The organism is Methylovorus sp. MP688, assembly GCF_000183115.1.
Taxonomy (GTDB): Bacteria; Pseudomonadota; Gammaproteobacteria; order Burkholderiales; family Methylophilaceae; genus Methylovorus; species Methylovorus glucosotrophus.
Map to the genome: position 1 here is coordinate 550483 of NC_014733.1, position 21441 is coordinate 571923.

The 21441-nt window shown below is 57.7% G+C and carries 15 protein-coding genes; 6 read left to right on the forward strand and 9 right to left on the reverse strand.

Translation table 11 applies throughout. The features are described from left to right. Nucleotides 1–73: 73 nt before the first annotated feature. Entirely contained in the window at nucleotides 74–649 is a 576-nt protein-coding gene (locus tag MPQ_RS02690) for a hypothetical protein (RefSeq protein WP_148211140.1), read from the forward strand. Nucleotides 650–755: 106 nt separating this feature from the next. Here the strand turns inward: MPQ_RS02690 and MPQ_RS02695 are convergent, their stop codons facing one another. From MPQ_RS02695 to MPQ_RS02725, 7 genes are all read right to left on the reverse strand, one after another. Beyond that, complete coding sequence (locus MPQ_RS02695) at nucleotides 756–2222, reverse strand: catalase (protein WP_013441359.1); 1467 nt, start codon at nucleotides 2220–2222, stop codon at nucleotides 756–758. A 232-nt stretch (nucleotides 2223–2454) separates the two neighbouring features. Further along, nucleotides 2455–2565 carry a cytochrome bd-I oxidase subunit CydX gene (cydX, locus tag MPQ_RS13645; protein ID WP_015829420.1) on the reverse strand — a complete coding sequence of 37 codons (111 nt, stop codon included), beginning with the start codon at nucleotides 2563–2565 and terminating at the stop codon, nucleotides 2455–2457. Nucleotides 2566–2577: 12 nt separating this feature from the next. Next, on the reverse strand, nucleotides 2578–3726 hold the full coding sequence (gene cydB / locus MPQ_RS02705) for a cytochrome d ubiquinol oxidase subunit II (RefSeq protein ID WP_013441360.1): 1149 nt from the start codon (nucleotides 3724–3726) through the stop codon (nucleotides 2578–2580). A gap of 9 nt (nucleotides 3727–3735) precedes the next feature. After that, the gene (locus MPQ_RS02710) at nucleotides 3736–5304 is read right to left on the reverse strand and encodes a cytochrome ubiquinol oxidase subunit I (RefSeq protein ID WP_013441361.1); all 1569 of its coding nucleotides are present in this window, start codon (nucleotides 5302–5304) and stop codon (nucleotides 3736–3738) included. A gap of 10 nt (nucleotides 5305–5314) precedes the next feature. Next, nucleotides 5315–5518 (reverse strand): cytochrome oxidase putative small subunit CydP, encoded by a 204-nt coding sequence (gene cydP / locus MPQ_RS14245; protein ID WP_015829423.1) that lies wholly within the window; start codon nucleotides 5516–5518, stop codon nucleotides 5315–5317. A gap of 127 nt (nucleotides 5519–5645) precedes the next feature. Next, nucleotides 5646–6191 (reverse strand): response regulator transcription factor, encoded by a 546-nt coding sequence (locus MPQ_RS02720; RefSeq protein ID WP_041361972.1) that lies wholly within the window; start codon nucleotides 6189–6191, stop codon nucleotides 5646–5648. Further along, a complete protein-coding gene (locus tag MPQ_RS02725) occupies nucleotides 6184–7566 on the reverse strand; it encodes an ATP-binding protein (RefSeq protein ID WP_013441364.1) in 1383 nt (460 codons plus the stop codon). The genes MPQ_RS02720 and MPQ_RS02725 overlap by 8 nt, the downstream gene beginning before the upstream one ends. 140 nt (nucleotides 7567–7706) lie before the next feature. On the opposite strand from MPQ_RS02725, the gene MPQ_RS02730 reads away from it, so the two are divergent. From MPQ_RS02730 to MPQ_RS02745, 4 genes are all read left to right on the forward strand, one after another. Continuing rightward, nucleotides 7707–9986: a TonB-dependent receptor gene (locus tag MPQ_RS02730; protein WP_013441365.1), complete on the forward strand. Its 2280-nt coding sequence runs from the start codon at nucleotides 7707–7709 to the stop codon at nucleotides 9984–9986. 12 nt (nucleotides 9987–9998) lie between these two features. Further along, nucleotides 9999–11261 carry a hypothetical protein gene (locus tag MPQ_RS02735; RefSeq protein ID WP_013441366.1) on the forward strand — a complete coding sequence of 421 codons (1263 nt, stop codon included), beginning with the start codon at nucleotides 9999–10001 and terminating at the stop codon, nucleotides 11259–11261. Between the two features lie 2 nt (nucleotides 11262–11263). Continuing rightward, a complete protein-coding gene (locus MPQ_RS02740; protein ID WP_238525367.1) occupies nucleotides 11264–11788 on the forward strand; it encodes a hypothetical protein in 525 nt (174 codons plus the stop codon). Nucleotides 11789–12045: 257 nt separating this feature from the next. Then, a complete protein-coding gene (locus MPQ_RS02745) occupies nucleotides 12046–14145 on the forward strand; it encodes a TonB-dependent receptor (RefSeq protein ID WP_013441369.1) in 2100 nt (699 codons plus the stop codon). Nucleotides 14146–14259: 114 nt separating this feature from the next. Here MPQ_RS02745 and MPQ_RS02750 read toward each other — a convergent pair whose 3' ends face one another. Together MPQ_RS02750 and MPQ_RS02755 are read right to left on the reverse strand one after the other, a co-directional pair. Further along, nucleotides 14260–15534, reverse strand: coding sequence for an HD-GYP domain-containing protein (locus tag MPQ_RS02750; protein WP_013441370.1), 1275 nt, complete (start codon nucleotides 15532–15534; stop codon nucleotides 14260–14262). Next, nucleotides 15531–18485, reverse strand: a complete 2955-nt coding sequence (locus MPQ_RS02755; RefSeq protein ID WP_013441371.1) for an EAL domain-containing protein — start codon at nucleotides 18483–18485, stop codon at nucleotides 15531–15533. Before MPQ_RS02755 ends, MPQ_RS02750 begins: the two co-directional genes overlap by 4 nt. Before the next feature lie 300 nt (nucleotides 18486–18785). Here MPQ_RS02755 and clpB point away from each other — a divergent pair, with 300 nt between their 5' ends. Next, the gene (clpB, locus tag MPQ_RS02760; protein ID WP_015829432.1) at nucleotides 18786–21371 is read left to right on the forward strand and encodes an ATP-dependent chaperone ClpB; all 2586 of its coding nucleotides are present in this window, start codon (nucleotides 18786–18788) and stop codon (nucleotides 21369–21371) included. Nucleotides 21372–21441 lie beyond the last annotated feature (70 nt).

Genomic DNA, 21441 nt, shown 5'->3' on the forward strand with positions numbered 1-21441 from the left:
CTGCATTTTGATGGCAGCTGCGTGCATTAGTCTTCAGTCCGCGCTGCCTGCGTTCGCGGAAACTGTGGTGGGCATGCCATTCAATGTAAAGGGCGAGCGTCTCGATGTGACGCCGCCAGCTGGCTGGAAAATCGTCTGGATGGAGGGCGACCCCAAAGGCGAGTATTTCGTGGAATACGCGCCGCCAGGAGAAGATGTCGAAACCTGGAAAACCGGGCATCTTTCCATTATCAGAAAACCCTATCCTTCTGCGCAGACCATGAAGGAAATTCGCGATGCCAAACTCAAGGTGGCGGACGTGGCATTGATAGGCATGGTCAAGCGCTTGTCTGGCTCATGTGCGGGATATGAGGAGATCACCATGCGGACCACGACGGCCAACGGGCTTTATTCTGCACTCGGCGGGGGATATTGTGGCAAACCGTCCGAAAATGCCCCACTGGGGGAAGGCGCTTTTGTCGCTTTTTACGAAAGCAAGAATTTCATTTACAAAGTGCAGTACAGCTGGCGCCCTCAATCCGAAGCCGAGAAGCAGAGCTCGCTATGGGCGATTGATGCGGCTCACGCCAAGCTCTATCGTGAGTCCATGAAATCTGCGGCCCTTTGCGATGAAAGCAAAAAAACCTGCAAAACGCGTTATCTGCCCTGAGTGTATGTATGCCCCCACCGTATGGGGGATCAGCGAAGGTAAAAAAGTAAAAAGGTAAAAAAGCCCCGCATCCTTTCGGAATGCGGGGCTTTTTCATGGCGGAAAATTACGAAATAGCGGCAATCGCCTTTTTCACGCCAGCAGCATAAGCCGGGTCGGCTTTTTCAAACTGCGCAAGTACACGCGCCTGAATATCTGCATTGGCTTGCGACAAGCCACCGGCAATATTGTTGAACAACTGTTGCTTCTGATCGTCGTTCATCAAGCGGAAGAGTTCACCGGCCTGCGTGTAATAGTCTTCCTGGCTCTGGTCGTGGTAGCCAATCCATGCTTGTTCCAATACCGGCATCGGCGGTGGTGCAAATTCCGCTGCGGGGACTGGCGCACCTTCGGCTGCCCGATCATTCGGGTAGAAATTCGGCGAGCCGAGGAAGGCATTTTCATGACCATGTGCCGGGCAACCCATGCCTGCCATGGCGCCATCGCGCTGGTAGTGGTTAACCGGGCAACGCGGAGCATTGACTGGCAACTGGTTGGCGTTAACACCCACGCGGTAACGATGCGCATCCTGATAAGCCAGCAAGCGGGCCTGCAACATCTTGTCCGGCGAGGCACCTACACCAGGCACCAGATTGCTGGGTGCGAAGGCAGCTTGCTCGGTTTCGGCAAAGTAGTTGCGCACATTGCGGTTCAACTCCAGCTGACCAATCTCGATCAAGGGGAAATCCTTGTGCGGCCAGACCTTGGTCAAGTCGAACGGGTTGATGTGATAACCCTTTGCTTCGGCTTCCGACATGATCTGCAACTTCACTGTCCAGCTGGGGAAATCGCCGCGATCAATCGCATCCACCAGATCCTTCTGGGCACCAAACGCTGGCATCTTGGCTGCTTCTTCATTGGTCAGGGTTTTGATGCCCTGATTGGTCTTGAAGTGCCATTTGATCCAGTAGCGCTGGCCATCCTTGTTCCAGAAGCTCAGTGTGTGTGAGCTGAAGCCGTGTACATGGCGGTACGAAGCCGGGATGCCACGGTCCGACATCAGGATGGTCATCTGATGCAAGGATTGCGGGTGATTGGCCCAGAATTCGAAGGCATTGGCCGGGTTGGGCAAATTGGTGCGCGGGTCTTTTTTCTGGCTGTGGATGAAGTCCGGAAACTTGATCGGGTCATTCAAAAAGAACACGGGCGTATTGTTGCCCACAATATCCAGGTTGCCTTGCGGTGTGTAGAACTTGACGGCAAAGCCGCGAGGATCACGTGCATAGTCGCTGGAATCCTGGCCGCCACCTACGGTAGAGAAGCGCAAGAATACTTCGGTCTTTTGCCCCACATCCTGCAAAAAGCTGGCGATGGTGTAATCCTTGAGGCTCTTGCTCAAGGTGAAAGTGCCGTAAGCGCCGGTGCCGCGGGCATGCACTACGCGCTCGGGAATGCGCTCACGGTTGAAGTGTGCCAGCTTTTCGAAAAGGTAGTGATTGTCAAAGGTCAGTGGGCCACGTGCACCGACACTGATGCTGTTGTTGTCATCGGGTACCGGAGCCCCGGCAGAGGTGGTCAAGATGTCTTTGCTCATTACATTTCTCCTTATCTGGGTTGATAACCTGGCAGTGGCGCCTTGGTATGGGTGCCATAGTAATGAAACTTGATTGATATCTGAAGTTGATTGTTTTGATGTAATCAATAAGTAAAACTGATCAAATAAATCCTACCTGGCTGACTATAAAAAAATAAGGCGGTTTCTCCTAGAGAAACCGCCCACAGCGGAGATGAAACCAGTGATGAATTGAAACGGCAGGCCTGATTAGCTATTCAGTGTCCTGCTCTTCAAATGGCAGCTCCGATTCGAGCCACATGACATTGATGATGCCAAATGCCAGCGCCAGTCCGACGCCCAGTATCCAGGTGAAATACCACATGTGCGTGCTCCTTTAATAGGCAGTATGCGAGTTATCGCGGATATGCTGTACCGTGATCTTGCCGCGCAGTACGCGGAATACCCAGGAGGTATAGATCAGGATCAGCGGCAGGAAAATCAGGGTCACGATGAACATGATGCCCAGTGTCTTCTTGCTGGAGACCGCATCCCACAGGGTCAGGCTGCTTACCGGATCGGTGCTGGAGGGCATGATGAACGGAAACATGGAGAAACCGGCCGTGAGGATAATCCCCGCCAGCGCCAGGCTGCTGAAGACAAAAGCGCAGCGCTCCCATTTTTTGGCCGCACTCAGCAGGGCCAGCGCAATGCCAGCGAAGCCGACGGTGGGTGCCAGCGTCATCCAGGGATAGGTGCTGTAATTGCTGAGCCAGGCCCCGGCCACTTTTTCTACCGTTTTGTGCAGTGGGTTGATGGCGTTATTCACGTCTGGAATCTGCAGCAATCTGTAACCCTCAATGCCGGCCGCCAGCCACAGGCCTGCCAGCGCAAACAGAATGGCGCATGTGATGCCGCTGATGCGGGCTGCGCGCGCTGCGCGTTTTTGCACTACACCTTCGGTACGCAGTTGCAGGTATATCGCACCGTGCATCAGCAGCATGGTCAGGCTGACCAGGCCGCAGAGCAGGGCAAACGGATTAAGCAATGCCCAGAAGCTGCCGGTGTAAAACGAACGCAGCGTGTCGTCGTAATGAAACGGCAGGCCCAGCAGCAGATTGCCAAAGGCCACGCCAAACACCAGCGATGGCACAAAGCCGCCGACGAACAAGGCCCAATCCCAGCTATTGCGCCACGCAGGGCTTTCCATCTTGCTGCGGTAATCAAAGCCTACCGGGCGGAAAAACAGGGCAAACAATACCAGCAGCAAAGCCACGTAGAGACCGGAGAACGCCGCGGCATACACCAGCGGCCACGCCGCAAAAATGGCGCCACCTGCGGTGATCAGCCAGGTCTGGTTACCTTCCCATACCGGGCCCACCGAGTTGATGATGACACGACGCTCGTCGTCGGTTTTTCCCAGAAAGGGCAGCAAGGTGGTGACGCCCATGTCAAAGCCATCCATGATGGCAAAGCCAATCAGCAATACGCCCACAAACAGCCACCAGACCAGCTTTAGGGTTTGATAGTCGATGATTTCGCTCATGATTTTTCCTTAAGCAGCAGCACGCGAAGAAACTTCAAAGTGATAGCGACCGGTATGCAGGCTGGACGGCCCGAGTCGCGCGTACTTGAACATCAGGAACAACTCGATCAGCAGCAGCAGGGTATAGAAGCCGAGAAAGCCGGCAATGCTGAAATAGAGTTCGCCGGTGTTGAGCGATGAGGTGGACAGATGCGTGGGCAGAATGCCGGAAATCGTCCATGGCTGACGGCCCATTTCCGCCACCACCCAGCCCATTTCGGCGGCAATCCAGGGCACGGGGATCGCGGCTACTGCCAGGCGCAGCAGCCAGGTTTTGCTGGCAATGGTGCGTTTGGCCGAGTAGTAAAACGCGGCACCCAGCATGAACAGCATCAGCACGCCCAGGCCCACCATGACACGGAAGCTCCAGAACAGCACGAACACATTGGGGATGGTGTCGGCGGCGGCAAGCTTAACTTGCTCGTCTGTCGCATCGACGACATTCGGCGTGTATTTCTTCAGCAGCAGGCCATGGCCCAGATCATCCTTGACTGCGTTGAAAGCCGCGACGGCTTCGGCGCTGGTATCGCCGCCCTTCAACTTCTGCAGGGCAGCATAGGCCACCATGCCGTTGCGGATGCGGTCTTCGTTTTCACGCTTGATATCCACCAGGCCGGCCACGGGCTCATCCAGCGAGCGGGTGGCGATGATGCCCATCACGTATGGAATCTTGACGGCGTAATCGGTGCGTTCCTCTTTCTGGTTGGGCAGGCCAAACAGGGTAAAGGATGCGGGTGGCTGCTCGGTATGCCATTCGGCTTCCACCGCGGCCAGCTTGACCTTTTGCACTTCGCCGGTGGCGTAGCCGGATTCATCGCCCAGAATAATCACCGAGAGGATGGAGGCAAGCCCAAAGCCGGAAGCGACCGCAATCGAGCGCAGGGCAAATGCGGTATCGCGCTTTTTCAGCAGATACCACGACGAAATGCCGAGCACAAACATGGCCGCCGTGGTGTAACCCGCTGCCACGGTATGCACGAACTTGACCTGGGCTACGGGGTTGAACAGCAGATGCGCGAAATTCGTCATTTCCATGCGCATGGTTTCAAAGTTGAATTCAGCGCCCACCGGGTTCTGCATCCAGCCATTGGCAATCAGGATCCACAGCGCGGAAAGATTGGAGCCAAGGGCCACCAGGAAGGTCACGACCAGATGCTGCTTCTTGCTCAGGCGATCCCAGCCGAAGAAAAACAGGCCGACAAAGGTGGATTCGAGGAAGAAAGCCATCAGACCTTCAATGGCGAGCGGCGCGCCGAAAATATCGCCGACGTAATGCGAGTAATACGCCCAGTTGGTACCAAACTGGAATTCCATGGTGATACCGGTGGTGACCCCCATGGCAAAGTTGATGCCGAACAGCTTGCCCCAGAACTTGGTCATGTCCCGGTAAACCTGCTTGCCAGTCATCACATATACGGATTCCATGATCACCAGCATCCAGGAAAGCCCGAGCGTCAGGGGGACAAACAGGAAATGGTAGAGTGCGGTGGCGCCGAACTGCAGCCGCGAGAGATCGACGACTTCTGCCGAGGGTAGCATGACATGACTCCTATTTTGAGGTGCTCATTATTATGCGGGTGACCGCTGCCTGCCTGTCCTGCTTGGCGATGGGGTGTGAAAAGCACGCCCACCAGAGCAGGTAAAGCAGTACTACTTTTGCGAGCAGGATCACCGTAATTTCGATGGCCAGACGACTATATCGGCGATGCGCCTTGAGCGATGTCAGATGCGATATCCAGCGATTATTCATCATTCGGCATAGTAGTTTGGCTGGGCTTATTATAATAGGCCTTATTTAAATATGGTTATTAATTTGGGCCTGATTTGGGCGATATAAAATAAATATATCAATACCTTATGTTTGATAGTTTTTGTGTGGCTTACTGGCGCGTCGGATGTTTGTTCAATTTGCGCTGCAGGGTGCGCCTGTGCATGTTAAGGCTGCGCGCCGTGGCCGAGATATTGCCGTCATGCTCTTTCAGCACGCGCTGTATATGCTCCCACTCCATGCGGTCTACCGATAAGGGGTTGGCGGCGAGCGGAATGGTGTCATCGGCTTCTTTACGCTCCAGCGCCTGCAGGATTTCATCGGCATCGGCCGGCTTGGCAAGGTAGTAGGTCGCCCCCAGTTTGACCGCCTCAACCGCCGTAGCAATGCTGGCATAGCCGGTCAGCACCACTATGCGGGTTTCTTCATCCAGGGCTTTCAGCTGGCGGATCAGCGTCAGTCCGGAATCCCCGGGCATTTTCAGGTCAAGCACGGCATATTCGGGGGGATTGGCGGTCGCCATGCTCATGGCCTGCACCGCATCATGCGCCACACTGACGGCAAAGCCGCGCCTGGTCATGGCGCGGGCCAGCACGTGGGTAAAAGTTTCGTCATCATCTACCAGCAACAGGCTGGGGAGTTCGTCCATCTCACTCATGCGACAATCTCCGTAATGGCAGGCTGACGCTGGTGAGCGTGCCGCCCTGCTCACGATTGCTGAATTGCAGGCTGCCGCCCAGGCGCTCAATCACGGATTTAGCCAGGAACACGCCCAGCCCCAGGCCGCCCACGCTTTCCCTGTCTGCGGAGGTGTGCATGCTGGATTCCAGATGCACTGCCGCCTTGGTGGTGAACCCCGGCTCACCCAGCCGCGCCTGTGCCACGCTGTTGAGGCCGGGGCCATTATCAACAATCTGCAGCTCCAGCCAGTCGGCTCGCCAGCGCGCATGCACGCTGATGCCATCCGGCGAGGCATCGCCCGCATTATCCAGCAGATTGCAGATGGCCTGGCTCAAAGCCCGGTCAGCCACAATCTGCGGCGCAGGGCTGCTGCCTTGCTGATCCAGCGCCAGCGGAATGGCCGGGCGCATATCCTGCCAGCGGCTGAAGGTATCCTGCAAAAACGCATCCAGCGGACGACTCAGCCCTGCCTCGGCACGCAACTCGCCCGCCGAGCCGGAGAGCGAGGACAAAATGCCCTTGCAGCGGTTGATTTCCTTGCGCAACAGATCAAGTGATTCTGTCAGCTCGGTATTATCGGTATGGGTTTGCCGTAGCTCTTCGGTGACTACCGCCATGGTGGCAAGTGGTGTGCCCAGCTCGTGTGCAGCCCCGGCTGCCAGGGCGCCGAGCGCGAGCATGCGCTCACTTTCCAGTGCCTGTTCCCGGGCTTCTGCCATCAAGCGGTCATACTCGCGCAGGCTGCGTGCCATGCGCTCCACAAAAATGGCAATGACGCTGGCAGACACCACAAAGCCTGCCCACATGCCGACCAGATGTACGCTGAATCCACTCTGGCTGGCGTGCATATGCATCATGTGCATGTCCATATCCATCTGCGACATGTCCATGCCTGGCATCATGCTCGGCATGGTCGAAGGTAGCGGCTGATACCAGAACATCAGGCCGCTGTAGCAGGCGATGGCCAGAGAGGCGACCAGCCAGACAAAGCGCGAGGGCAGGGCGACGGCCGCGACAATCAGTGGCAGCAGATACATCCAGACAAAGGGATTGGTGTAGCCGCCTGCCTTGTAGAACAGCACACTGAGCACGCCCATATCCAGTAACAGCTGCATAAGCAATTCAATGTCGGATACCGGCATGGGGTGACGCAAACGCCACCAGGTCATGCCATTCAGTATCAGCATCAGCAGCATGGCGCCCACCACGGTATGCATGGGCAGCGCCACATCGTAATACAGCATGGCAATGGCGGCGGCGGCGCCCAGCACCACGGTCATGACGAGCCGCAGCCTGAGCAGGCGGCGCAGATTGGTGCGGGTGGCAAGCGAGGATGACGTGGACGCGAACATGCCGGGGATTCTAACCCAAGTTGGCGGCGCATCGCTGCGGCAAATTGCCACAGCGGGCTTGCTGCATGTGGGCCAGAGGGTGATGGGTGCGACAACATGTCGCATGGTGGCGCCGTGGGGCAGACCCTACAATTTCGGGCATGAAAACAACTGCCTGCATCATTCACTCACTTGTCTGCGGCGCCCTTGTCACTGGGGCAGGGCCTGCGCATGCCGACCATAACGAAACCGTGGTGCTGGATCCGCTGGAAGTGACGGCCACGCGCAGTGCCACTGAAACCAACCAGCGCGTGCCCGCGGTCATCGAAAGCGTCACCGCGCAACAGATTGCCGAGACCACTAACGCCGCCACGGCCGCTGAAACCATCAAATACCTGCCCAGCCTGCAGGTGCGCGAGCGCTATATTGGCGACCGCAATGGCATTATCGCCAGCCGCACGGCGGGTACCTTATCCAGCGCGCAAACGCTGTTGTATGCCGATGGTATTCTGCTGTCCAACCTGCTTGGCAACTCCTTTGCCTATCCGCCGCGCTGGGGCATGGTGTCGCCGGAGGAAATCCAGCAGGTGGATGTCATGTATGGGCCGTATTCCTCGCTGTATGCGGGCAACTCCATGGGCGGGGTGGTGAATATCCAGACGCGCATGCCACAGAAGTTTGAAGCGCATGCCAACATGCAATGGTTCACGCAGCGCTTCGATCTTTATGGTACCAAGCAAAACAACGAGGGCAAGCATGCCAGCGCTTCTGTCGGTAACCGCATCAACGACCTTTCTTTCTGGCTGGGGGTGGATCATCTGGATACCTGGGGCCAGCCCATGCAGTTTGCCGTGGCAACGGCCACCACGGGTGGTGCCGGTACTGCGGTGACTGGCGCCTATCGCGATGTCAGTGAAAAGGGCGTCTCCCGCCTGGTGTTTGGCGCCTATGGCATAGACCACTCGGTGCAGGACAACCTCAAGCTCAAGCTGGCGTATGACATCAGCCCCAGTTTGCAGGCGCGCTATACCGTGGGCTTGTGGCAGCTGGATTCCGATACCCGGGTGGACAGTTATCTGCGCACCGCCAGCGGCGCCGCGTTTTACAACGGCAATGTCAGTATCGGCGGCAATACCTACAGTGTGCGCGGCCTCAACCCCACCGCCGCCAACAGCGTGCATCTGATGCAGGCCTTGCAGTTGCAATCCAAAGCGGATGGCGGCTGGCAATGGCAGCTCGGCCTTTCCGATTACCGCTACAACCGCGATGAAAGCCGTACCTCAACCGCCAACAACCCAACCCTGAGCAGTGTGGGCACAGTGCAGGACATGCAGGGGACCGGCTGGACCGCGGCCGACGCCCAGGGCACCCTGAGTCGCGGTGCACATCAGGTGGATGTGGGCTATCACATTGATCACTATGCCCTGCGCAGCGTGACGGATAACGCCAGCGACTGGAGCAGCGCCACTACCACTACACGCAATAGTGCTTCGCGTGGCGATACCATGACCCAGGCGCTGTATGTGCAGGATGCCTGGCGCTTTGCCCCCCGCTGGAAACTGACAGCCGGCGGACGCTATGAAGACTGGCGGGCATGGAATGGGCAGAATCAGGCGACCGTGGGCGGCAGCCTGCAAACCAGCGATTACGCCGACAAGCAGGAGCGTGCGTTTTCGCCCAAGCTGGCCCTGAGCTTTGAGCCTGAGCCTGCCTGGGGTTTCAACGCCGCCCTGGGGCGTGCCTATCGCTTTCCTACCGTGAGCGAACTGTTCCAGAGTATTACCAGTGGCAGCAATCTGGTGCAGGGCAATCCTGACTTGCAGCCGGAGCGGGTGCTGTCGGCCGAGCTTTCTGCCGAGAGGCGCTTTGCCAAAGGCTATCTGCGCGCCACGTTGTTTCAGGAAAACAAGCACGATGCCTTGATCTCGCAAACCGTTACTAACGGGGTTAGTGCCTGTGGCAGCGCCACCTGCAGCTTTATCCAGAATGTGGACCTGATACGTACCCGCGGCATTGAACTCGCAACGCAATGGCAGGATGTGTTTGTACATGGGCTGGACCTGGGTGGCAGCCTGACCATGACCGAAGCGGAAATTCTGCGCAATAGCGCCAACCCTGATACCGAAGGCAATCGCCCGCCGCGCATCCCCAATGCCGTCGCCAAGGCAGTGGCGACCTATCATCAGGGGCAGGCGCTTACCTATAGCCTGGCATTGCGCTACAGCGGTCGCCAGTACACCTATCTGGATAACAGCGATAGCAACCCCGATACCTATGGTGGCGCCAGTCATTTCTTTTTTGTGGATGTGCGCATGGCGTATAAATTTGCTGACCGCTGGACAGCGGCGCTGGGCGTCGATAATCTCAACAACGACAAGGCCTATGTGTTTCACCCTTACCCGCAACGCACGGCCTTTGCCCAACTCAAGTTTGATTACTGATAACGGATTTGCATGCGCATGCTGATGGTTTTACCGGCAATCTGCCGGGCGATTGTATTGTTTTTGCTGGGTTTGCCAGCACTGCTGGCGGCTAGTCTTGCCCTTGCCCATGAAGGGCACGATCACGGCGCTGCGGCAGCGCCCCTCGCCATATCCCTGGTCTTCGATGCGCAAGGGACCTTGTGGCGCGCCTCGGTAAAAGACGGCCATGTTCTGGTGGATAGCTCGCCCGATAACGGCCAGCATTTTGATACGCCGCGCGTGGTGAATCCTGACGCGCAAAAAATCGGCGTGGATGGCGATGCCAAACCCAAGCTCGCCCTGGGGCAAGGGGGGCATCTGTATGTCACCTGGACGCAGGCGCTGCCCAAACCCTATACCGGCTATATCTGGTTTGCCCGCTCCGTGGATGGCGGCAAGCACTTTGAGCCACCGTTTATCGTGCATCAGGACCGCGCCGAGATAACCCATCGCTTTGATGCGCTGGCCGTCAGCCGCGTGCCGGGGCAGGCCCAGGATCGCCTGTACGTTGCCTGGGTGGACAAGCGTGATCTGCTGGCGGCGCAAGCCGCGGCTAAACCCTATGCGGGTGCTGCGATCTATTACGCGGTATCGGACGATGGTGGCGCCAGTTTTGCTGCCGAGCGCAAGCTGGCCGATAGCAGTTGCGAATGTTGCCGCATTGCGCTGGTGACCCCGGATGACGGTTCGGGCGATGCCGTGGCGTTATGGCGCCATGTGTTCGAGGGCGGCGTGCGCGACCATGCCATTGCCAGATTCAATACCAAGCCCGTCGCTGCGGATGCCATCAAACGCGCCAGCTTTGGCAACTGGCAGATAGACGCCTGCCCGCACCATGGTCCGGCGCTGGCGCAAGGCGGCGACTGGGGCTGGCACATGGCCTGGTTTGACGGTGGCACGCATAATCGCGAAAAAATGCCCGGCCTGTTTTACGCCCGCATGGACGGCGAAGCCTGGGTATCCTCTCCCGCCAAACGCATAGGCGATGGCAGCAAACAGGCGGGACATCCCGCGCTGATCAGCCGTGGCGATGCCGTATGGCTGGCCTGGCGCGAGATGGAAGCCGACGGCAGCCGCCTTTACCTGATGCGCTCGCAAGATGGCGGCCGCAGCTGGGGTCAGGCCGAAGCCATGCTCAGCACCGCAGGCAGTGCCGATTACCCCATGCTGCTCATGCGCGGCACCCAGGTCTATCTGGCCTGGAATACCGCCCGTGATGGCCTGCTTGTGAAGCCGCTGGAGACGGCGCCGTGAGCATGCGTGACCTGGCTGCCATCTGTGGCCGTGTTGCGCGTGGCATGGCGCGGGAGATTGCCCTGATCGGCTTGCTGATGGTGGTATCCGTGGTCGGTAGCCGCTGGGCCATGGCGGCTGACTTTCAGCCCTGGCAAGGGGAGAGCCGCCGGGCACTCGAACAGCAATACGCCCGCAAACCCTTTATTCTCGCCTTGTGGTCACTCGATTGCGCCTATTGCGCCGAGGACTTGCGCACGCTGGGCGCCTGGGTCAGGCAGCATCCACACGTTACCTTGGTCACGGTGAATACCGATATCGGTCAGGCAACAGAAGCCGCAGCATTCATGGATGGGCTCGCCTTGCCAGCCCATGCCCGCTGGCAGTTCGCCGGGAATGATGCCGATCGCCTGCGCTACCAACTGGACCCCGCCTGGTATGGCGAGCTGCCACGCACCTATTTTTATGATGCCCGCCATCAGGTCCAAGCCATCAGTGGCCGGCCAGCCAAAAACTGGCTGGACAACTGGGGCCGCAGCCTGCCTTAGCGGATCCATGGCTACGCGGATATTCATGCGTGGCGCACTTCTTATCCCGAGTTTCCTGATTTCCGCTTTGTCTCCCATCTGAATTGTCTCCCATCTGAATCACTGGCGTTTCTGACAGGCCCGTCCCGTCTGCGCGTGCGACATCATGTCGCATTTTCAATTTCCCCTGCTTCGCTAGAATGCCTGCGCAACATGAGCCTGCGCCTGCAGGCATGCGATATGAGAAAGACAGGGAGTCTATGAAACAAGCAATCCGCATGAAACATCTGCCATACGCGGTGGCCGTCGCCATCAGCGCGATGAGCTGCAACAGCCTGTACGCCGAAGAAGCGACAGTGAAACTGCCCGAGGTAGTGGTCGATGCCAAAAAAGACAGCGAGCCTGTGCGGGCGCGCCCGCTCAATAGTGCAGATGTGGTCGAAGTGCTGGCAGCTGAAGGCAGCCTGCAGTTTTACCAGTCGGGCGGAGTGTCGGCCTTGCCGGTGATACGCGGACTCAATGATGACCGCATCAAAATCCTGGTGGATGGCGCCGAGGTGACTGCTGCCTGTGGCAATCACATGAACTCCCCCTTGTCGTATGTTGCCCCTGCTACCGTGGCGAATGCCAGCGTGCTGGCGGGTATCACCCCCGTCAGCCAGGGTGGCGACAGCATCGCGGGGACTATACTGCTGAATTCGCCCACTCCGGTGTTCGCCGGGAATGGCGAGACGCTGGTGACCCAGGGCCGTTTCTCCAGCCTCTATCGCAGCAATAACAATGCCTTCAGCACCGCCCTCAGCGCCTCTGTTGCCAATGACAGCCTGAGCCTGGGCTTTACCGGCACCATAGACCGTGCGGGCAGTTACGAAGATGGCCGCGGCAACAAGGTTCGCTCCACCCAGTTTGACCGGCGTACGCAAACGGTCAACGTTGCGGCGCGCGGTGAAGACCAGCTGTTGACCGTCAAACTCACCCATCAGGATGTGCCGTTCCAGGGTTATGTGAATCAATACATGGACCTGATCAATAACCAGTCTGACGCCATCAATATCGGCTATAGCCGCACGTTTGCCTGGGGCGATCTGGATACGCGCCTCTACTGGCAGAATGTGAATCACGAGATGGGATTCTTCTCGAACGAGAAGACCGGCACCATGCCCATGAAAACCAAGGGCGAGGATATGGGCTATAGCATCAAGGCCACGGTGCCGCTGGATGCCATTCATACCCTGCGCATTGGCAACGAAGCCCACCGCCAGAAGCTGGATGATTTCTGGCCTGCCGTGCCGGGCAGCATGATGATGGGCCCGCAGACCTATGTGAATATCAACAATGGTCGTCGCGATCGCGTGGCCGTGTATGCCGAGGTGGCCTCCAGCTGGAGCAATCAGTGGAGCACACTGCTGGGCCTGCGCGAGGATGTGGTCCACACCAGCACCGGCGAGGTGCAGTCCTACGGCGGCATGATGAACGCCACCGACAATGCGGCGGCCCAGGCTTTCAATGCCGGCAATCGCTCGCGCACCGATCAGAACATCGACGTCACCGCCATGGCGACCTATATCGCCAGCAACACCGCCAGTGTGGATTTCGGCTATGCCCGCAAAAACCGCGCTCCCAGTCTGTATGAACGCTATTCCTGGGGCCGCGGCACCATGGCCATGACCATGATAGGCTGGTTTGGCGATGCCAATGGCTATGTGGGGGACCCTGACCTCAAGCCGGAAACCGCCAATACCATCAGTGCCACGCTCAATCTGCACGATGCCGCGCAAGCGCAATGGGAGCTCAAGCTCACGCCGTATTACACCTATGTGCAGGATTACATCGGCGTGAATCGCATCGGAACCTTCAATCTGGCCAGCGGCGTGCCGCGTGCACTACTGCAATTCCAGAATCAGGATGCCCAGTTTTACGGGGTGGAGGCGGCCTTCAAGCGCAGCCTGTGGGATAACGCACGCTTTGGCCAAGGCCGTGTCAGCGGCTCGCTGGGCTGGACGCGTGGCGAGCGCGTCAGCAATGGCGACGATCTCTATCACATCATGCCGCTGCAGTTCAAAGCCTTGCTGGAGCAGCGTATCGGTGCCTGGAGCAATGCCATTGATCTGCAACTGGTGGACAGTAAAACCGCGGTGGATAGCGTACGCTTTGAGTCCAAAACGGCAGGCTACACCCTGGTGAACCTGCGCACTGGCTATCAATGGAAAAAGGCGCGGCTGGATCTCGGCGTCACCAATCTGTTCGACAAGTTCTACTACCTGCCCTTGGGCGGCGCGGATTATGCCAACTGGAATGCCAATGGCGGGCAGGGGGCAATTGGCCCTGTGGCTGGCATGGGGCGCTCGGTGAATGTGGGCTTGAGCGTGGATTTCTAACGGAAGCCAGGACCGCATCCGGCTAACAAAAAACGGCGGCGAGTGGGGGACACTCGCCGCCGTTTTTTTACACTTGCAGATTCGCCTTGAGCGCAGGTTTGACTTGCGATCTGGTTAACTTGCGATCTGATTATCCTTGCTGATGAAATAGCTCAGGCGCTTGCGCGGTTTGAGGAAGTGCATGGCATCCTCTGGTAACTGCGAAGGCTTGAGGCAGAGGCTGATATTGATGCTGGGGTCGTCGCGCAGGTCGATCAGCTGGCTTTCCTCAGTCGGCGAAGCCGGGTCATGCACCATGACAAAGGGGCGCAGCGGCTTGTCCATGTTGACCGACACCACAATGCCATGCAGGCCGGTGGAAAGCTGCACCACGCTGCCTGGCGGATACACGCCCAGGCATTTGATCAGGCGCTTCAGCAGGCTTTCATCGAACTTGCTGCGCTGGTGGGCAAACATATAGGCCAGCGCTTCATACGGGGTGAGGGCCTTGTTTGTCAGCGCCGGGTTGCACAAGTTGTCGTAGACATTGACGATGGCCAGCAGGCGCGCCAGCAGCGATATGTCGTTCATCTTCAGGCGCTTGGGATAGCCGCTGCCGTCGGCATATTCGTGATGATGCAGTATCAGCTCGACTACTTCGGGGGACATGCCGCACTGTTTGGCAATGCGCGCGCCAATTTCACTATGCTGCTCCATGAAGGATTGCTCGGCCTTGGTCAGCGGCTCGGTTTTCATCAGCAGGCGGTTGGGAATCTCGATCTTGCCGATGTCATGAAACAGCGCAGCCAGGCCCAGGGTGCGGGCATGTTCTTCCGACATGTCCATGGATTTGGACAGCATCAGCGCCAGCGTCGTTACATTCAGCGGGTGGTTGAAATGCTCATCCCCCGAGCGGTTGCCGCTCATGGCATAAATCGCGATATCGCTCTCGCCCAGCACCGAGTCCACCATGCCTTCTATCAAGGTGTTGGCCTGCTGCAGGGAGGTCTGGGTTTGCGTCAGGATATTGCGCGTCACCTGCTTGGCCACATTGGCGGCTGCCAGGAATTTCTTTTCGCTTTCATCCAGCGCATGTTGCAGTTCTTGCAGGCGCAAGCCCGGGTCTGGCTGATGCCTGTCATGGGAAACAGGCTCCACGGGCGGCTCCACCAGCGGCCCTCGCGGCGAGAGGATGGGCTCGGGCATGGGCAGCGGGTCGCAATCACTGCGGTTGGGGTCGTAACGCAGGCGTTTGAGGCCGACTTTTTTGATGGTGGCGATCTGCTCTTCATCCTTGAGCTTGAAGTTGCTGAAGGTGAAGGGGTGGTCCATCCAGCCGAGATCCAGGTGGACATAAAGCCCCACCCTCAGCTGGTTCACATCGATGAAATGATTTTGTTGCGGATTCATTTTTTATTGTTGAGTTGTTCTGCTCGCAAGAGCGCAGTGAATTCGCTGGCAGTGACGGGGCGGCTGTAAAGATAGCCCTGACCCTGCTGGCACCCTATTTTCTTTAAAAAGCTCGCCTGTTGCCGTGTTTCTACCCCCTCGGCAATCACGGTAAAGCCCAGGCTCTGCGCCATGGCATTGATGGCGGTGGCAATGGCCGCGTCATCGCTGTTATTGGGCAGGTCGCGCACAAACGACTGGTCAATCTTGATCTTGTCCAGCGGCAAACGCTTGAGGTGGGAGAGCGACGAATAGCCAGTGCCAAAGTCGTCAATCGCCAGCCGCACCCCCAGATGCTTGATGCGATCAAACACATCAATCACATATTCCGTGTTGTGCATGACGGTGCTCTCGGTAATCTCCAGCTCCAGCAGGTGCGATTCGCAATCGGTTTCCACCAGAATGCCATACACGGTATCGGCAAAATTGCTGCGCTGTATCTGCACGCCGGAGACATTGACCGACACCCAGTCGATATCAAAGCCCTGGTCGTGCCACTCCTTCACCTGCATGGCCGATTGCCGCAGCACCCATTCGCCGATGGGGATGATCAGCCCGGTTTCTTCCGCCAGCGGGATGAACTTGGCGGGCGATACCACGCCCAGCTCCGGGTGTATCCAGCGGATCAGCGACTCGGCGCCGATAATGCGGCCGGTTTCCAGCGATACCTGGGCCTGGTAATACACTTCAAACTGATCCCGTGCCAGCGCGCGACGCAGCTGGTTTTCCAGGGTAAAGCGTTCCACCGCGTTCTGGCTCAGGTCAGCGGAGTAGAAGCAATGGTTGTTCTTGCCCTTGTTTTTCACCTGATACATGGCGATGTCGGCGGCCTTGATCAGGCCATCCACATCCAGGCTGTCGTCCGGGTAAACCGAAATGCCGACGCTGGCGCTGATGAACAGCTCGCGGCCATCAATCAGGAACTCATTCTGCAGGCTGCTGATGATTTTCTTGGCGACCTTGGCGGCATCTTCGCGTTCGCGCAGCACATCCATCATGACAATAAACTCATCGCCACCGAGCCGGGCCACCGCATCGCTGTCGCGCACCGCGGCGCGTATGCGTTGCGACACCTCAAACAGCAGCTTGTCGCCCATCTGATGGCCCAGGGTGTCGTTGATCGCCTTGAAGCGATCCAGATCCACAAACAGCAGCGCAATCTCGTTCTGCTCGCGCTCGGCATATTTGATGGCATGGTCCAGCAGCTCATGCATCAGGCGGCGGTTGGGCAGGCCGGTGAGCGGATCGCGATTCACCAGCTCATTGAGCCGGCTTTGCGAATGCTTGATTTCACTGATGTCGGCAAACACGCCAACGTAGTTGATCACCTTGCCTTCTTCATTGTTAACGGCGGTGAGCGTCACCCATTCGGCATATTGTTCGTTGTTCTTGCGCTGGTTCCAGAATTCGCCGCGCCAACGGCCTTCGCGCGTCAGGGCTTTCCATATCTCGCGGTGTGGCTCGGGCTTTTTCAGGTCGGCTTCCAGCACATTGGGGATATTCCCCAGCACATCATCCTCGGTATAGCCGGTGATGTCGGTAAAGCCCTGGTTGATGGCGATGGTGCGCAGCTCATCATCGGTGATGAAAATGCCTTCAGCCGTGCTTTCAAAGGCGATTTTGGCCTGATGCAAGCGGTGGTCGGAAGATTCGCGCTGAATCGCCACGCCGAACGAACGGCCGATGGACATCAGCGCACCCAGCTCCTGCGAAGTGACTGTCGAGGCCGCATGATCGCGCTCTATCATGATCACGCCCCACCAGTGGGCATGTACGAAAATCGGGATGATGACGAAAGACTGGCTATCGTGGTTCAGCAGAAAGCGGCGTTCGTCGGGCGGGAAGTCATCGGCATTGCCAAAAATCGGGCTGCCCTGTTGCAGGATGTTGAGCCAGCGGCTGCAACCATCGCGCAGATAATCAATGCAGTGGTAGCCATCGCTCAGTGGCTTGAAGCCAGGCGCATTCCAGTGGTGCAGCAGTTCGGAAATAGGCGCTTCGGCTTCGATATCGCTGCTGTTTTTCAGCAAGGCTGCCCGGCTGGCATGGGAAGCCAGCCCCAGCAGTTCCAGCACGCCGACGGCGACTTTTTGCCAGGATTCCGAAGAGTGCAGCAGCCAGTCGCAGGAGATCAGCGCATCAAGGATGGCGCTACGCTGTCGCAGCTGGCTCTCCACCTGCTTGCGGTCGGTGATGTCGCGCCCCAGGGTGACAATGCCATGGCGACTGCCGTCATCATGAAACAGCGGCACCTTGATCACATCCAGCACCCGGTCACCGCCGGGCAGCGGTACGGTTTCTTCTTCCCGCAGCAGCTGGCCGGTTTCCCAGACATATTCATCCGCAGCCTGCCAGTGCTGCATGAAGTCACGCAGATTGGGGTGCGTGAGATCGGCCAGTTCGCGGTCGGTCTTGCCCTGGGTGTTGACGCCATTGAGATGCAGTAGTGAAAGTCCGCTGGTATTAGCATGCAGCCAGCGGCCCGCACCATCTTTCAGGCAGATGTAGTCGGGGCTGGCATCGATCAGTTTACGCAGCAGATTGAGCATGCTGCGCAGCTCGTATTCGCTGGCAAAGCGTTCGGTGACATCCTGCATGTAAAGCACATAGTCGGCGCCTGCGGTCGCTGGCTCCAGCGTTGCGATCTGCACACAAAAACTTTTGAGCGCATTGCCCACGGCATGCTGCAGGGTGAATTTGAGATTGTTTTTCTGTAGCTCGGCCAGCACGCGCTGACCTATGCTGGCAGGAAGTTTGGCGCGCGACGGGGATTTGAGGCTGAGAATCTGGAGGGCGTATGGGCTGGCGTAGCGAATATGCAGCTTGGCATCAAAAGCAATAACAGCGACTCCATCCATGGCGTGGAGTAGCTGATGAATCAGATCGGACTCTGTCTGTGCGGTCAGTGCCATACCAGAGATACGTAAATCGAGATCATGACAGGCTGGCCCGCTGCACGGCGGCGCGTAATACAGACATACTTCTTCCCCCGGATTGGTCTAAGTTTGCTGCATGACATTCATTTTTAATCAAGCCGTTAAGGCCCTAAATGTCGAATTCTCATGAAGCTTATGGCGCTAAGTTACCACGAGGTCTGTCAGATGAAAACCTTTTATGCTTAAGGATATATCGGCCGGGTGCAGGTAAAACTTGAAATATGGAAAAACCCTCCCATCTATAGGGTATTCAAAATACATGACGAGGAGCAGGAAATGCGTATAGACAAGCTGACAACCAAATTTCAGCAAGCCCTGAGCGATGCGCAAAGTCTGGCTGTCGGCAACGATAATCCCAGCATAGAAGCACAACACTTGTTGGCAGCGCTGATCAATCAGGAAGATGGCGGCACCCTGTCGCTACTGTCCCGGGCGGGGGTCAATACCGGCAACCTGAAAGGCAGTTTGCAAAAAGCCATCGAGAGCTTGCCCAAGATGGAAGAAAGCACGGGTGAAGTGACCGTGTCGCGTGAGCTGAATAATCTCTTGAACCTGACCGACAAGCACGCGCAAAAACGCGGCGATGCCTATATCGCCAGTGAGATGTTTTTGCTGGCGCTGGCCGAGGACAAGGGTGACACCGGCAAACTGCTGAAACAGGCCGGACTCAATAAATCTGCGCTGGAAGCGGCCATCAACGCCGTGCGCGGTGGGGACCAGGTGAATAGCCAGGAATCGGAAGGCAATCGCGAGGCGCTGAAGAAATACACCATGGACCTGACCGAGCGTGCTCGTGCTGGCAAGCTGGATCCGGTGATCGGGCGTGACGATGAAATCCGCCGTGCGATTCAGGTGCTGCAACGCCGCACCAAAAACAACCCGGTGCTGATCGGCGAGCCTGGCGTGGGTAAAACCGCGATTGTGGAAGGCCTGGCACAGCGCATTGTGAATGGCGAGGTGCCGGAATCGCTGAAGAACAAGCGCGTGCTGTCGCTGGATATGGCGGCATTGCTGGCAGGGGCCAAATACCGCGGCGATTTTGAAGAGCGCCTGAAATCCGTGCTGAAAGAGCTGGCACAGGATGAAGGCCAGACCATCGTCTTTATTGATGAAATCCACACCATGGTTGGTGCGGGCAAGGCCGATGGCGCCATGGATGCCGGCAATATGCTGAAGCCTGCGCTGGCACGCGGTGAACTGCACTGCGTGGGCGCCACCACGCTGGACGAATATCGCCAGTACATAGAAAAAGATGCCGCGCTGGAGCGTCGTTTCCAGAAAGTGCTGGTGGATGAGCCCAGTGTGGAGGCGACCATTGCCATCCTGCGTGGCTTGCAGGAGAAGTACGAGCTGCACCACGGCGTGGAGATTACCGATCCGGCGATTGTGGCGGCGGCTGAACTCTCGCAGCGCTACATCACCGACCGCTTTTTGCCAGACAAGGCGATCGACCTGATCGACGAAGCGGCCTCGCGCATCAAGATGGAAATCGACTCCAAGCCGGAAGTGATGGACAAGCTTGACCGTCGCCTGATTCAGCTCAAGATCGAGCGCGAAGCCGTGCGCAAGGAAAAGGACGAAGCCTCGCAAAAACGCTTTGACCTGATTGAAGACGAGATCAAGCGCCTGGAGCGGGAATATGCCGATCTGGACGATATCTGGAAATCGGAAAAAGCCCAGGTGCAAGGCTCGGCCCATATCAAGGAAGCCATTGAAAAGCTGAAGCAGCAGATGGAAGAAGCCAAGCGAGAAGGCGACTGGCAGCGCGTGTCGGAAATGCAGTACGGCAAGTTGCCGCAGCTGGAAGCCCAGCTCAACAAGGCTGCGTCGGAAGAGTTGAATGGCGTGCCGGTGAAAAACCGATTGCTGCGCACGCAGGTGGGCGCAGAGGAAATTGCCGAGGTGGTGAGCCGTGCGACCGGGATTCCCGTGTCCAAGATGCTGCAGGGGGAACGCGACAAATTGCTGACCATGGAAGACAAGCTGCACGAGCGCGTGGTCGGCCAGGATGAAGCCGTGCGACTGGTGGCCGATGCCATCCGCCGCTCGCGCTCTGGTTTGTCCGACCCGAACCGGCCTTATGGTTCATTCCTGTTCCTTGGCCCGACGGGTGTGGGCAAGACCGAGTTGTGCAAGGCGCTTGCCAACTTCCTGTTTGATTCGGAAGAGCATCTGGTGCGGATCGACATGAGCGAGTTCATGGAGAAGCATTCGGTATCGCGCCTGATAGGCGCGCCTCCCGGCTATGTGGGCTACGAAGAAGGTGGCACGCTGACCGAGGCCGTGCGGCGCAAACCTTATAGCGTGATCCTGCTGGATGAGGTGGAAAAGGCGCACCCGGATGTATTCAACGTGCTGCTGCAGGTGCTGGACGATGGTCGCCTGACCGATGGTCAGGGCCGTACGGTCGACTTCAAGAATACCGTCATCATCATGACCTCCAATCTGGGCAGCCAGATGATACAGAGCATGAGCGGCGACGATTATCAGGTGGTGAAGCTGGCAGTGATGGGCGAAGTCAAAACCCATTTCCGTCCGGAGTTCATCAACCGTATCGATGAAGTGGTGGTGTTCCACTCCCTGGGTGAAGCGCACGTGAAGTCGATTGCCGGCATCCAGTTGCAAAGCCTGGCAAAACGCCTGAATGCGATGGACATGCAGTTGGAAGTCACGCCGTCTGCGCTGGCAGAGATTGCCGCTGCTGGCTTTGATCCGGTGTATGGCGCCCGTCCGCTCAAGCGGGCCATCCAGTCCGAGATTGAGAATCCGCTGGCACGCGAAATCCTCAGTGGAAACTTCGCCGCCAAGGATACGATCAAGGTCGAGTACAAGGGCGGCAAGATGCTGTTCAGCAAGGCCTGAGCTGGAGGGCTTGCGATTTTAGTCGCTAGTTAACTCATGTTGTAAACGGAAAAAGCCGACGTCCTGTCGG

Coding starts and splice junctions, on each gene's coding strand:
- clpB (WP_015829432.1), top strand. CDS start 18,786: ATGCGTATAGACAAGCTGACAACCAAATTTCAGCAAGCCCTGAGCGAT.
- MPQ_RS02690 (WP_148211140.1), top strand. CDS start 74: ATGCCATTCAATGTAAAGGGCGAGCGTCTCGATGTGACGCCGCCAGCT.
- MPQ_RS02745 (WP_013441369.1), top strand. CDS start 12,046: ATGAAACATCTGCCATACGCGGTGGCCGTCGCCATCAGCGCGATGAGC.
- MPQ_RS02730 (WP_013441365.1), top strand. CDS start 7,707: ATGAAAACAACTGCCTGCATCATTCACTCACTTGTCTGCGGCGCCCTT.
- MPQ_RS02720 (WP_041361972.1), bottom strand. CDS start 6,191: ATGAGTGAGATGGACGAACTCCCCAGCCTGTTGCTGGTAGATGATGAC.
- MPQ_RS02740 (WP_238525367.1), top strand. CDS start 11,264: ATGCGTGACCTGGCTGCCATCTGTGGCCGTGTTGCGCGTGGCATGGCG.
- MPQ_RS02755 (WP_013441371.1), bottom strand. CDS start 18,485: ATGGCACTGACCGCACAGACAGAGTCCGATCTGATTCATCAGCTACTC.
- cydX (WP_015829420.1), bottom strand. CDS start 2,565: ATGTGGTATTTCACCTGGATACTGGGCGTCGGACTGGCGCTGGCATTT.
- cydP (WP_015829423.1), bottom strand. CDS start 5,518: ATGATGAATAATCGCTGGATATCGCATCTGACATCGCTCAAGGCGCAT.
- MPQ_RS02735 (WP_013441366.1), top strand. CDS start 9,999: ATGCGCATGCTGATGGTTTTACCGGCAATCTGCCGGGCGATTGTATTG.
- MPQ_RS02725 (WP_013441364.1), bottom strand. CDS start 7,566: ATGTTCGCGTCCACGTCATCCTCGCTTGCCACCCGCACCAATCTGCGC.
- MPQ_RS02710 (WP_013441361.1), bottom strand. CDS start 5,304: ATGCTACCCTCGGCAGAAGTCGTCGATCTCTCGCGGCTGCAGTTCGGC.
- MPQ_RS02750 (WP_013441370.1), bottom strand. CDS start 15,534: ATGAATCCGCAACAAAATCATTTCATCGATGTGAACCAGCTGAGGGTG.
- cydB (WP_013441360.1), bottom strand. CDS start 3,726: ATGAGCGAAATCATCGACTATCAAACCCTAAAGCTGGTCTGGTGGCTG.
- MPQ_RS02695 (WP_013441359.1), bottom strand. CDS start 2,222: ATGAGCAAAGACATCTTGACCACCTCTGCCGGGGCTCCGGTACCCGAT.